Consider the following 12,940-nt stretch of genomic DNA (forward strand, 5'->3'; position numbering starts at 1 on the left):
GCGGCAAGCACCTGAAACACCCCCCTTATTTACCACAGAATAAGGGGGTTTTTTTTGACAAAATCCATCATCCAAACTACTAGAGTAGCTTCACCATGAAGCGCGTTACTTTTATACTTCCGCTTCATTCTACTAATTACCACAAGTAAAAAAGGATATCAGCATGTCCCCTATCAAAGTCCGCCCAGACGTGATGGAGACCAAGCCCTACGTTCCCGGACTCACCATCGAAGAGATCAAGGAAAAGTACAGTTTGGAATCGGTTATCAAGCTCGCAAGTAATGAAAACCCACTTGGAGCGTCACCTGTAGCTATCGAAGCTATCAACCGTCATGCTCCTGATATTTTCCGCTACCCGCATAATGGAAATCCGCGCCTGAATAAAGCCATTGCCGAGCGCATAGGTGTAACTCAGAAAAATATCATTTGCGGTAACGGGTCGGACGAAATAATAGACCTGCTGGTCCGGGTAAAAGCTGAGCCTGGCCGTGACGAAGTGCTTTCCTACGAATCATGTTTCAGCATGTACAATCTCATGTCACGCTTAAGCGGTATAAATTTCAGGCAGATTCCGCGTGAAGCAGAGCACAAGCATCCTCTCAAAGCTATGACCGCAGCTGTCACAGATAAAACAGCTATCGTCTTTGTGACCACTCCTGACAATCCTACAGGGCTTGCTGTCACAGCTAAAGAAGTTCGCGAAATGGCTGAGTCCATTCCCGAGCAAACAATTCTCGCCATTGATGAGGCATACATCGACTTTGCAACTCCAGCCGCAGAGTATGACATGCGTCCTTTGCTTAAGGAATTCCCGAACGTAGTATTGCTCAGAACATTCTCCAAAGCTTTCGGGCTAGCGGGTATGCGAGTCGGGTTCGGCATCATGAGTACGGAACTTACCGGATTCATCAACCGTGCACGCCCCCCTTTCACAGTCAACTTGCTCGCCGAAGAAGCTGCCATTGCGGTGCTTGGTGACGACAAGTTCTACAATGATACAGTGGATGTCGTTCTACGCGGTAGGAAGATGTTTACGGACGAAATTAGGGGTATGGGCTGCGAAGTCCTGCCATCACAAGCTAACTTTATCATGTTCAAGCCAACTCGGGACGCGGGAGAAGTTTTCGAAGAGCTTCTAAAGCGCGGAATTATTGTTCGCCCGCTTAAGAGCTTTGGCCTTAGTGAATATATTCGCGTGACCATGGGAACAGATGTGGAGAATAAAATTTTTATTGATACTCTTAAGGAGCTACTCTAATGGCTACCCCTTTTATCATCACCCTTGATGGGCCGGCAGGAGTTGGTAAATCAACCTTAGCTAAGCGCCTTGCCGACCATTTTGAAATTGCATACCTCGATACAGGAGCAATGTTCAGAGCAACAGCGTGGAAACTTGGCGAAGGTTCATGGGACTGGGATATAGAAAAGATTGAAGGGGCACTTAAAGAGCTATCCTTCACGCTCACTGGTTCAGGAAGCGATTCTGTGCTCAGCCTTAACGATGTGCCGCTAACTAGCGACATCCGCACTGAAACGGTCGCCATGTGGGGCTCTAATCTTGCCATGATTCCAGCTGTTCGCACCTATCTGAAGATTGCACAGCGCGAGATTGGAAAAACCACTTCGCTCATCGCAGAAGGAAGGGATATGGGAACAGTCATTTTCCCACAGGCTCCATGCAAATTCTTTTTAGATGCGGCGCTTGAAGAACGCGCTCGTAGACGTTTTGAACAGCTTGAAGAGATGGGCAAACCAGCCGATATAAATGATCTTATTGAACAGATTGGGACTAGAGATGACAAAGACCGCAACCGCAAAGAAGCGCCTCTTAAGCCCGCCGATGATGGCATCATAATTGATACAACCAACCTCGACATTGACGGAGTCTTCGACAGACTTGTTGCCGAAGTAAAAAAAATATCATCTTAGTACAAAGTAATTAAAGCTAAAATATAAGGCCGCTTAGATCTATCGATTTAAGCGGCTTATTTATTTGTAACAAGATCATAACTTGACTTTGTAACCAGCAAGATTACCAAATGAGCTGAACATTCAACCCATACTTAAGAATTATCAATCGGAGAATTCCGTGAATCTTTCCTGCAAATTAAAAGAATTGTTCCCCAATATTACTGGAACTGAAAATATCCTTCTCACCGATGAAGTCGCTAGCTCATTTTATCCGCAAGGCTCCACTCGCTTAGCACACATGAGACAAGCGGCTCGCACTGCCGAAAGAATATCCAAGCAAACAGGCCTTAGCGCCGAGAGAGCAGAAAACCTGATTACAGCGGCACTCTTTCACGACGTTGGATACTCAGAAAAGTTGCAGCAGACAGGCTTTCACCCCTTAGATGGCGCGGCATACCTAGCTTACGCCGGTGCTAATGATGAAGTAATCGAAGCCGTTCTATGGCACTCAAGTACAGCACGCGACATCCAATTTCTGCCTGAAATTAATAAGATTTATCAAAACTTCACTCCTCCGCCTGAAAGCAACCTGACTCTTAAAGGTGTAAGCTACTGCGATTTCAGGACTTCCCCTATCGGACAATCTTTTACTTTCGGACAAAGAATCGCCGAATTCCAGAAACGATTTGGTCCTGACAGTGACGCCAAAGCAATTGCAAAGGTAACCCTTCCGAAAGCAAGAGCTACCCAAGCTTCATATATCGAAGACATCTCTAATCATCAGCAACAGCCTCTTCCGTGGGTTTTTTGCGACATAGACAATACACTCATCGCCCCAGGTAAAAAATTAAACGATGACACAATTCAAGCCATATCCCGCTACGAAAACGCGGGAGGCAGGATGTCCTTGATCACAGGTAAACACCTGATCAGCATCCGTGATCTTTTAATAGATACAGGCTTAGAAGGCCCGCATTCCGGGGTAAATGGGTCTATGATGATCAAAGACGATGCGCTAACTCCGTATGGCCCGACTGTAACTGAATATGAAAAGATTGAAGATATCCTAATAGCTGAAGGAATCAATTATGCGAGCTATGTTGCTGACGGGATATGGACTAGAGCGAAGCTTACAGAAGATGAAATTCAGTCATACGTAGAAGTCGGAGAGATCCTTCCGCAATCTGGCGCAACTCCGAACGAAGGTGGTATTTTCAAGGTTTTAACGTATTCGAATCGCAAAGACCGCGCGCGATGTAAATTCGTCAGAAAACTAGCAGCCGACCACGGCCTTGCCTGTGTCCGTACCGCCGATGGTTTCCTAGAAATATGCCCTGAAGGCCACGGAAAACACGCTGCAGCAATACATATCATGCGCGAAGCTGGCTGGCATGACCTCAACAGCGTATCAATTGGTGATAGCGAAAACGACCTGACAATGTTCGGGGCCACGGGGTTAAGTGCCGCAGTCGCTAATGGAGCGGAAGAAGTTCTGCCATCAGCAGACCTGCACATCCCCTCATGTGAAGACAATGGTGTAGCGCAACTGCTTGATGCCCTTGTAGAATCTGCGAGGGAAGGTTGTTGGTCTATCCCCCAAAAGTGGCTCGCTGAGTATTAACCTGCCACATTAGCAAAAAATCTTCGCCTCTTTGCGACGCTTTATGATTATGATATGTAATAATTTGTATCATCATCATTCTCTAATTCCTATGCGGGAGGACTCTGCCACATGAAAACAAAACATCAATCATATAATGTTGTTATTGCATTATTCTTTATAGCTCTACTGACAGCACTGCCAGCATGCAGTTCAAAGAAACAGGCGGAAACCAATGAACCGTGGTACACAAAGTTCGCCAATAATTTAAGCACTGCTGATCCCTATCAGGAAGTTGAGCTTTTTTACGCAAGTAATAGAGCGTCCACAGGCAAAACAGTTGCGGCAGACTATTACACCGACAAGAGCGGTCCTTTAACCTGGGGATCATGCTCTGTAACTATTCCATATGATGAGAAAACTGGCAGTCTGCAAAAATCAAATTTCACCATACACACCTTTGATAAGTCTCCGGCTGGAAGCTATGACTTACTCGACATTCGAGCTCTCCCCATGCGCGGTATGAGCGACAATATTGATATACGCTTCGCAGATAATTCCGAGAAAGCAACACTTGTTTTCGTGCCCGGATATAATATCTCATTTGAAGAGACCGCCCTTCTCACAGCACGAGTTACCTATAAGCTCCAATTCAACGGTGCCACGCTCTTTTACAGCTGGCCCGCGAATGGATCTAAACTCGATTATATCTCAGATGAACAGACAGCGAAGAACGCAAGACCGCAACTACTAGAGTTCTTGACCGAGGTTGCGACCCAAACCGACACCAACGCCATCTATTTAGTGGGGCACAGCATGGGCTGTCTACCTCTCAGTGAAGTTTTCGTGGACCTTAAAAGTTCACTAGATCCAGATGATATGGAAAAGTTTAAAGAGCTGTTCCTCATAACTCCAGACATCAACCGCAACGTGTTCACGAATCAGATAATGTCATTAATGGCTGGTACGGAAACCAAGATAACTGCCTACGGTTCAAATCGCGATAAAGGGATGAAAGAATCTCATTCACAAAGAGCTGGAGTCAGACTTGCGGATGTAAAGACAGACCTTGCGCCAATCAAAGGGCTTAAATTCATTGATGCAACAGCCATGGAAACGAGCATTGACGGGACCAAGTACTATGAAAAGAAAGGGACCGTGCTCGGAGCAATATCAGCAACTATCCACAAAGACGAACCGTGTCCATATAGCAAGTAGCCCTGTAATCGATGACCAACAAAGTTCCATTTAGCCAATAATACGCATAAATGAGGACGAATAAAGCGTCATTTATCCTTGTAAACACTAGGCTGATTACAAATTACAAAAGTCACCATGCCCTCTCGTTTATGCGCCACCAAATACTATACACATTGACATATTTATTTAATCAAACTACCGCTTATACATAATATATCCTTATTGAATGCAACAGTATAACCATAAGCAGTTACATATTATGAGCAAACCCCTTCTAGAATCAGTGAAAAACAGCCAAGAAACTTTAGGTTACAATAGTTTTGAAGAAAGAAAAACTAAAGAACTACTATTTGCTTTTGTAGAACCGATAGGCGGTGGATCAAAACAAATAATTGAACTTTTTAAAGAAAAACTCAAATCACCCGATTTCGAATACAAAATCAATGAAATAACCTTAAGCTCACTGCTTACAAATGAAGCAATAAAAAATAAATTTGAAGCCCCTGACCTCCCGACATCTTTATCATCAATACCGAAGCCTTCGGGACAAGCAATCAAAATATCCAAGCTTCAACAATGGGGGAATTGCCTCCGAGAAAAAAAAGGGTTTGACTTTCTAGCGAAAAAGACAATTCATGAGATTTCATCGTATAGATTAAAAAATAAAGGTATTGAAAAAGCGAAAAATGGCGTCCCTGTTCCTAAATCCATGAAAGTAGTGCACATCATTCGCTCCATAAAGCATGAAGATGAACTTAGACTCTTAAAATCAGTTTATGGAGACATTCTTTTCCTTATTGCTGTAAGTGGCAGCCGTGAACAGCAAATGAATAGCTTTCGCCCGAAAGAAACAACGAAAGCAGCTGACGCCCAAAGAAAAAATGAATACGAAGCACTATCACAAATAGACCTGGATGAAGGGATAGAACACGGACAGGGCGTTAGAGATGTCTTCTGTCAAGCTGACCTATTCTTAAGTAGCAATGAAGCGGCAAAATCAACAACCTCACAAATAGACGATTTCTTAAATTTAATCTTCGGTAAAACAATAAAAAGCCCCACAGCCATGGAACGAATGATGTTTGAAGCCTTTTCAGCAAGTCTTCGGTCAACGTGCCTATCAAGACAAGTTGGCGCGGCAATATCAAACGAAGATAATGAATTAATTTCAATTGGATGGAATGATGTTCCCGCCTTTGGTGGAGGTCTTGCTTCTGATGAACATAAAGAGTCATGTGAGGCTCTCTGCAAAGCAAAAGGACATTGTCGGAGCTCCATAGAAATCAACAAATTGTTAGACACTATCTACAATCAGCTACGAGAAACAAAAGCGATCCTACCAGAAACCGAAAAAGACGATTTTTGTAATACTCTGAAAAAAGCCGGTATTTCAGGACTAATTGAATTTTCACGAGCAATACACGCCGAAATGGAAGCCATTTTAAGTGCTGCCAGAACAGCCAAAAATGGCTTGAATGGTGGAACTATTTACGTTACTACTTACCCCTGCGAAAATTGTGTTAAACACATTCTTGCTGTAGGTATTAAAAGACTCGTATATATTGAACCATACCCTAAAAGTAGAGCTAAAGATTTTTTTGAAGATTTTATAGTTGATGACAACGGAGAACCATTGCCTGAAGATAAGCTTGTCTTTTCTCAGTTTACAGGAATCTCCCCTCAAGCATATGCATTACTTTTTAAAAAATGGTTTGAAAGAAAAGATAAATCTGGTAATTATAAGACACGCGACGGGGATATACTCCCTGTGACTAGTGTATATTTAGATAGCTACACCTTGTACGAGGCCCAAATAGTAAAGGAGCTTCACAATGAAAAAGAACGAGCAACTATTCCTCCCAATTGAAGGAATAACCCCTAACATTCTCAATGAGAGCACTCTCTTAGAGAACAAAGTTGTAAGTGCTGAAAAAAATAACATTGTAAACATCTCAACTTTCATGCGTAAAAAAGAAGAAGATAAGACTTACATTAACGCGCAAGAATATCTTAATTTTTATAAAATATTTGCATAATTTTTGCGTTTCATTGAATTATATCAAAAAACTCCTTTGAATATTGATTCAGAGGAGTTTTTTGTGTCCCATACTTTATAAAATTACCGGACAACAACAAGCCTAGCCCTTCAAAACCTCATCACAAACCTCAAGCGCCGCCAGCACGGCCTTATCCATGTCATAATATTTGTACTGCCCGAGTCTACCTGTAAAATGCACCCTCTCAAGCTTCTCAGCATCGCTACGGTACAATTCCATCATCTTGCGGTCCTCTGCGGTGTTGACGGGATAGTATGGCTCCTCGCCCTGCTTCCATTTCATGGAGAACTCGCGCGAGATGACTGTCTTGCCGCTCTTGTTCTCACGTTCTGGATGTAGATGCTGATATTCATGAATGCGAGTGTAAGGCACATCAATATCCGCGTAGTTCATGACCGAAGTCCCCTGATAATCAGCTACATCCTCATGCTCATACTCGAACCTAAGCGAACGCCACGTTAGTTCACCATGGCGATAATCGAAAAATTTATCCACCGGACCTGAATAGTAAACGGTGCAATCTTCCGGCAAATCTTTACGTATATCAAAAAAATCTGTTTCCAGCTGAACCGTAATCAGCTCGTGATCCAACATGTTCTCAAACATTTTGCCGTAACCTTCGTAAGGCAACCCCTGATAGCGGCAAGTGAAGTAATCACATTCATAAGTATGACGGAAAGGTAAACGGCTGATAATTTCAGCGGAAAGTTCGCGCGGGTCGCATTCCCATTGCTTAAGAGTATACCCCTTAACAAAGGCCTCATAGAGGTCACGCCCAATCAGGCTAATCGCCTTTTCTTCCAAATTTTGCGGATCAGTAATATTCTCTTTTTCGCTCTGTTTCTTAATAAAAACCGCAACCTCTTGCGGACGCAGACTTAGACCAAAGAAAGAATTAATCGTCTGTAAATTCACTGGCATATGGTAGGTGCGATTCTTATACGTGGTCAGAACTTTATGGCGGTAACTATTAAATTCTGTAAAACGGTTCAGGTAATCCCAGACTCTACGTTCGGAGGTATGAAAAATATGTGTGCCGTAGCTATGGACCTCGACACCTGTTTCAGGATCAAAGCAACTATAACAGTTACCCCCGATGTGATCTCGGCTATCGATAACAAGCACCTGCTCACCACAATCTTCCGCAATGCGGCGCGCAATGACTGATCCTGTAATGCCTGCTCCAACCACAACATGTTTATGCGATATTTTCATTTAACACCTTTGTAATCATAAATTTTGTTGGTTGTGCCTACGGCGTTTTAAGGCTTGATGGCCCTTCGGGCTTATTTGGTAGGGAATTTCGCCTTCGGCTGGACCAGAAGGCCGGGGGCCCTCTGGACTCCCTTTTAGGGGGAGTCTTTTACTGAAGATACAAAAAAAGTTTCCGAATAAAAGGGGGAGGCCTAATATTGGGAAACAGCTTCCCCCGTTAAAAGTCTTTGAGGGGGGTATGGGGGGAACTTTCTTCAGAAAGTTCCCCCCATGTTCTTATTTTACTAACGACTACTTCATATATTTCAAGAATGGATTATCCTGTGAAAGGATGATCCGTGTGTTGCTCTTGAAACCTTTTTCATATGCTTCCAGAGACTTCTTGAATTCGTAGAATCCAGCAGCCTTTCCGAAACTGTCCGCGTATGTCTTAGTAGCAATCCCATCACCCTCACCTCGAAGAATTTCTGCTTTGAGGTTGGCATCAGCCAGAGTGATTGCTCTTTCTTTATCAGCCTGCGCAGTGATGCGGGCTGAAGCTTCACTACCCTGAGAACGATACTGCTTAGCCATACGTTCACGTTCCGCCCTCATACGTCCGTAAATAGCACGGGCGTTTTCAGGTGGTAGATCAGTACGTTTAATACGTACATCATTGATCTCGATTCCGTAAGCTGAAACAAGTTCGTTAGATTTCAAAGTAACCTCTGTCATAATGGCAGTACGGTCACTGGAGATAATCTCAATCAAGGTATATCCACCAAGAGCGACTCGAAGCTCAGCGTAGATGATATCATCAAGGCGAGCCTGAGCACGAGGAATAGAAGTAACGGTACGGTAAAACTGCAAGGGGTCAGTAATGCGCCACTTGGAGTAGTTATCCACAACCATGTTCTTCTTATCTTTAGTCAGAATCTCAGCAGGACGAGCGTCATACTCAAGCAAGCGTGAATCAAAATAAATCACGTTCTGAACGAACGGGAGTTTAAAATGAAGCCCCGGTCCAAGAGGTCCGGCTTTGGGCTTACCAAGCTGCAATACAATCGCTTTCTCGGTCTGCTTTACAATGAATGCACTTTGTACAAACCCGAGCACTAAAACTATAAGTAATATAGCTAGGGGAGCGGAGCTTTTTTTAAGTAAACTCATTACTTTACCCCCTTCTTACTATTTATAGCATTCTGCGGGAACGAGCCACCGTCCAAAGACAGAAATGGCAACGCTCTTTTAGAAGCACTCTCTGAGAGAATGACCTTGGTTACATCAGGATCAGAAAGAATGTTTTCCATTGTTTCCAGATACAAACGTTTAACCGTAATGTCTTTCGCTTTTGAGTATTCGCGATAAACAGCCATGAATCTCTTAGCCTCACCTTCAGCTACACGTACTTTAGTTTCCTTGTACGCTTCAGCTTTGTTAAGGATAACAGCGGCCTGACCGCGAGCTTTCGGCAGAATATCATTACGATATGCTTCAGCTTCGTTGATGTAACGGCTTTTATCTTCACGCGCACTTGCAACGTCCTTAAAAGCGTCAACAACTTCGGCTGGCGGATGAACATTCTGCAACTGAACTGCAAGAACATTCACACCAAGCTCATACGAATCCACAATCTTTTGTAGCAAAGCTCTGGTTTCAGTCTGAATCTGCAACTTACCTGTAGTAAGTGCCAATTCAATTTTGGTCTTACCGATAACTTCACGCATGGCGGCTTCGGCTGCGTCCTGAAGAGTCTTGTTCTGATTGGTTACCTTGAAAAGGTACTCAACAGGATCTTTAATCTGATACTGAACGATAAATTGAACATCAACAATGTTCTCATCACCTGTCAGCATCAAAGATTCTTCAGGGACGTTCCGGGACTGCCCCTGTGTGAATGAGCGGGAAGATCCAAAGGAACGGAAACCGACTTCGACACGCCTAATGCGTGTAACCTGTGGTTTCATTACCGATTCAATAGGAACCGGTAAATGGTAGTGCGGGCCAGGGTTAGTGGTGGAAACATATTTACCAAAACGAGTTACCACACCGACTTCATCAGGTTCTACAATGTAGATTCCTGAAAGAAACCAAAGTACGACAATTCCGATTATGATATATTTGCCACCCGGTAATCCGGAGCCGCGAAATTTTTTGATCGTGGAGTTTATTTCATCCACACCCGGCGGTTTAGAGCCAGTGTTCCTCTGCCGTTGTTCCGATAGTTTGTCCCAGTCCCAGTTCATGCTAATTTGATATGCGAGCAAAGGGAACAGGTCAAGGAAGATCGGACAATAGATGGGAAGATTGTTGAAAAATAATAATGCCAACTCACCCAACAAGAAAGTTGACAGAGTTGCATATTATGCTTTTACCTCAACAAACAAAGATACTATAAACAACATATAAATTAAACGTCCAAGTATATTGGAGAGTTCAGCATATGAAAAAAATGAACAGAGAAATATTCAGAGCATACGATATTCGCGGAGTTGTAGATAAAGATTTCGACGACGAATGGGTGGAAAACTTAGGCCGTGCATGTGGCACATGGTTTATAAACAAAGGATGGGACCGTGCTGTTATCGGACATGATTGCAGACACAGTTCCCCTGCCTATCAAGCCGCCATACTGCGTGGGCTTAACAAATCCGGCGTGGATGTCCTTTTTCTCGACCTTGTACCCAGTCCGGCATTCTACTTTGCAGCCAAAAAGTTAAACTACAAAGCGGGAGTTATGATCACCGCTAGTCATAACCCTCCAGAGTTTAACGGATTTAAAATATGGGGCGAAGACACCACCATCCATAGCGGAGATATTCAGGAAATTTTCGATATTATGGCTAGCGGGAAATTTGCAGAAGGGTCAGGCATGGCCTCTTTCCATAATATAGTCCCCTACTATATTGAAGACCTACTCTCCGGCATCAAATTAAAAAGACCCGTCAAAGTAGTCCTCGATGGTGGAAACGGTGCGGGCGGACATATAGCCCTTGAACTGCTCCGCCAAGCTGGCGCAGAAGTAGTGCCTTTATATTGTGACCCAGATGGAGATTTCCCCAACCATCATCCCGATCCTGTAGTTGAAGCATATATGGGAGACTTGCTTGAAGCCGTCGTAGAGCATGGAGCCGAAGCAGGTATAGGCCTTGATGGCGACGCTGACCGTATAGGAGCCGTTGATGAAACGGGCAAACTAATGCCCGGAGACAGACTCCTCGCCATCTACGCGCGGGATATGCTTCGTAAGAATCCCGGCGAAATGGTGGTTGCGGATGTTAAATGCAGCCAACTATTATTCGAAGACATCGATAAGCACGGCGGCAAGCCGCTCATGGCAAAAACGGGCCATTCCATTATGAAGGCAAAGATGGCGGAAACTGGCGCAGGCCTCGGCGGCGAGATGAGCGGCCACATATTCTTTGCAGATCGCTTCTACGGATTCGATGATGGACTATACGCTGCCCTGCGGTTAATTGAAATTCTATCGCAGGAAGAAGCGCCACTGTCCCAGATGCTCGAAGATTGGCCGGAAACATTCTTCACGCCGGAACTCCGTATAGATTGCCCGGAAAAGATTAAATTTGATCTGGTAGACCTAGCCACAGAACAGTTTAAAACAGAATACGATGTCATCGACATAGATGGAGCGCGAATCGTTTTTGCAGATGGCTGGGCACTTGTAAGAGCATCCAATACACAAGCAGCTTTAACCTTGCGCTTTGAAGCTTCCACCCCTGAAAGATTGACAGAAATACGCCACATAGTAGAATCTCTTCTATCCCGGTTAAGTGACGAGTTGAGTACGCAATAAATGCAGTCTTTTACAGCAAAGCCAAGACTTGCTATCATGACCGACAAGCTCATATAGTGAAACTTAATAGCAATGTATCAACAAAAGAACAGGAAACAGCATGAGACTTAATATCGCGCCTAAGGGCAACACACGCAAAGAAAAATTTATGCGATTACTTGGAATGCTCGTAATTTTCACTCTTGTAGGATGGGCTTTCTGGCAAAACAACGTGTCCACCCTTGAAAAACTACAAGGGAGAAACTCGCTTTGGGATCAAACCAAAATTCTCGATAATGCTGAAAGAGATTACATAAAAGGCTTTGTAAGAGGCATGCGGTCTGAGTTTGGTGTAGTCACAAAAGTGCATATAATGAATGAGATGATAACCGACATTTCAACAGAGCCCAAAGAGATGTTCATTGGACTGGCTCCTGAATACGATCAAGTCATATTGCACTTCCCGTCCCTTGTCCGGTTAGCTTTAGGGCAACAATTTATTGAAGATCTTGAGCAAAATCATTTTACAGGCAAGTTCGAAAACGATAAATGGCCTGAAGCACTACAAACAGCACTCGCTATGATATGGGGGAAACTTCTCAATGTTGATAACAATGTTCAGCCCATGTCAGAAGAATACAACGAAGATCTTCACGATCCAGAATCCTCTGTTAACAAAGAATAGCAACTGAATTTAAGCAGGTTTTAATGTCCAATAAGAAAGTCATCATATATACAGACGGGTCCTGTCTCGGTAATCCCGGACCGGGCGGATACGGAGCAGTGCTCCTTTTCAACGAGCATCGCAACGAAATTTCTCAAGGATACAAACGCACCACAAATAATCGTATGGAAATGCGCGCAGTAATCGCAGCATTAAGCGAACTAAAAGAACCATGCGACATCACTCTTTTCACCGATTCACAGTACGTAAAAAACGCCTTCACAAAAAGATGGCTAGCAAATTGGCAAAAAAATGGTTGGAAAACCGCTGCCAAGAAGCCCGTTAAAAACAAAGATCTCTGGCAACAATTCATACCTCTGATGGCCAAGCACACAGTAGACTGGAGATGGGTAAAAGGACATTCAGGCGATCCAGAAAACGAACGCTGCGATGATCTAGCACGTGATGCCGCTGAGTCTTATGATTTAATCGAAGATGAAGAAATATAGAGAGAAAGAGGG

12 protein-coding genes are annotated in these 12,940 nt (G+C 43.8%); 9 read left to right on the forward strand and 3 right to left on the reverse strand.

All coding sequences use genetic code 11. The features are described 5' to 3' along the window. Positions 1-163: 163 nt before the first annotated feature. From hisC to BR06_RS0106475, 6 genes are all read left to right on the forward strand, one after another. Entirely contained in the window at positions 164-1,258 is a 1,095-nt protein-coding gene (hisC, locus tag BR06_RS0106450) for a histidinol-phosphate transaminase (protein WP_031481455.1), read from the forward strand. Next, on the forward strand, positions 1,258-1,929 hold the full coding sequence (gene cmk / locus BR06_RS0106455; protein ID WP_031481457.1) for a (d)CMP kinase: 672 nt from the start codon (positions 1,258-1,260) through the stop codon (positions 1,927-1,929). Before hisC ends, cmk begins: the two co-directional genes overlap by 1 nt. Positions 1,930-2,089: 160 nt before the next feature. Beyond that, positions 2,090-3,532, forward strand: a complete 1,443-nt coding sequence (locus BR06_RS0106460; RefSeq protein ID WP_031481459.1) for an HAD-IIB family hydrolase — start codon at positions 2,090-2,092, stop codon at positions 3,530-3,532. A 111-nt stretch (positions 3,533-3,643) separates the two neighbouring features. Further along, the gene (locus BR06_RS0106465; RefSeq protein ID WP_031481462.1) at positions 3,644-4,729 is read left to right on the forward strand and encodes an alpha/beta hydrolase; all 1,086 of its coding nucleotides are present in this window, start codon (positions 3,644-3,646) and stop codon (positions 4,727-4,729) included. 241 nt (positions 4,730-4,970) lie between these two features. Continuing rightward, on the forward strand, positions 4,971-6,578 hold the full coding sequence (locus BR06_RS19200) for an anti-phage dCTP deaminase (RefSeq protein ID WP_034602887.1): 1,608 nt from the start codon (positions 4,971-4,973) through the stop codon (positions 6,576-6,578). Further along, a complete protein-coding gene (locus tag BR06_RS0106475) occupies positions 6,544-6,747 on the forward strand; it encodes a hypothetical protein (RefSeq protein ID WP_031481464.1) in 204 nt (67 codons plus the stop codon). Before BR06_RS19200 ends, BR06_RS0106475 begins: the two co-directional genes overlap by 35 nt. Positions 6,748-6,849: 102 nt before the next feature. On the opposite strand, the gene glf is transcribed toward BR06_RS0106475, so the two are convergent. From glf to hflK, 3 genes are all read right to left on the reverse strand, one after another. Further along, positions 6,850-7,983 (reverse strand): UDP-galactopyranose mutase, encoded by a 1,134-nt coding sequence (glf, locus tag BR06_RS0106480; protein WP_031481466.1) that lies wholly within the window; start codon positions 7,981-7,983, stop codon positions 6,850-6,852. A 291-nt stretch (positions 7,984-8,274) separates the two neighbouring features. Next, a complete protein-coding gene (hflC, locus tag BR06_RS0106485) occupies positions 8,275-9,132 on the reverse strand; it encodes a protease modulator HflC (RefSeq protein WP_031481468.1) in 858 nt (285 codons plus the stop codon). After that, positions 9,132-10,208, reverse strand: coding sequence for an FtsH protease activity modulator HflK (hflK, locus tag BR06_RS0106490; protein WP_031481470.1), 1,077 nt, complete (start codon positions 10,206-10,208; stop codon positions 9,132-9,134). The genes hflC and hflK overlap by 1 nt, the downstream gene beginning before the upstream one ends. A gap of 197 nt (positions 10,209-10,405) precedes the next feature. On the opposite strand from hflK, the gene BR06_RS0106495 reads away from it, so the two are divergent. The 3 genes from BR06_RS0106495 to rnhA all read left to right on the forward strand — a co-directional run bounded on the left by BR06_RS0106495 (position 10,406) and on the right by rnhA (position 12,928). Further along, positions 10,406-11,776 carry a phosphomannomutase/phosphoglucomutase gene (locus BR06_RS0106495; RefSeq protein WP_031481472.1) on the forward strand — a complete coding sequence of 457 codons (1,371 nt, stop codon included), beginning with the start codon at positions 10,406-10,408 and terminating at the stop codon, positions 11,774-11,776. Between the two features lie 100 nt (positions 11,777-11,876). Continuing rightward, on the forward strand, positions 11,877-12,440 hold the full coding sequence (locus BR06_RS0106500; protein ID WP_031481474.1) for a hypothetical protein: 564 nt from the start codon (positions 11,877-11,879) through the stop codon (positions 12,438-12,440). A gap of 23 nt (positions 12,441-12,463) precedes the next feature. Then, positions 12,464-12,928: a ribonuclease HI gene (gene rnhA / locus BR06_RS0106505; RefSeq protein WP_031481476.1), complete on the forward strand. Its 465-nt coding sequence runs from the start codon at positions 12,464-12,466 to the stop codon at positions 12,926-12,928. The last annotated feature ends 12 nt before the right edge of the window (positions 12,929-12,940 follow it).

Origin of the sequence: Maridesulfovibrio frigidus DSM 17176 (assembly GCF_000711735.1) — a bacterium.
GTDB classification, from domain to species: domain Bacteria; phylum Desulfobacterota; class Desulfovibrionia; order Desulfovibrionales; family Desulfovibrionaceae; genus Maridesulfovibrio; species Maridesulfovibrio frigidus.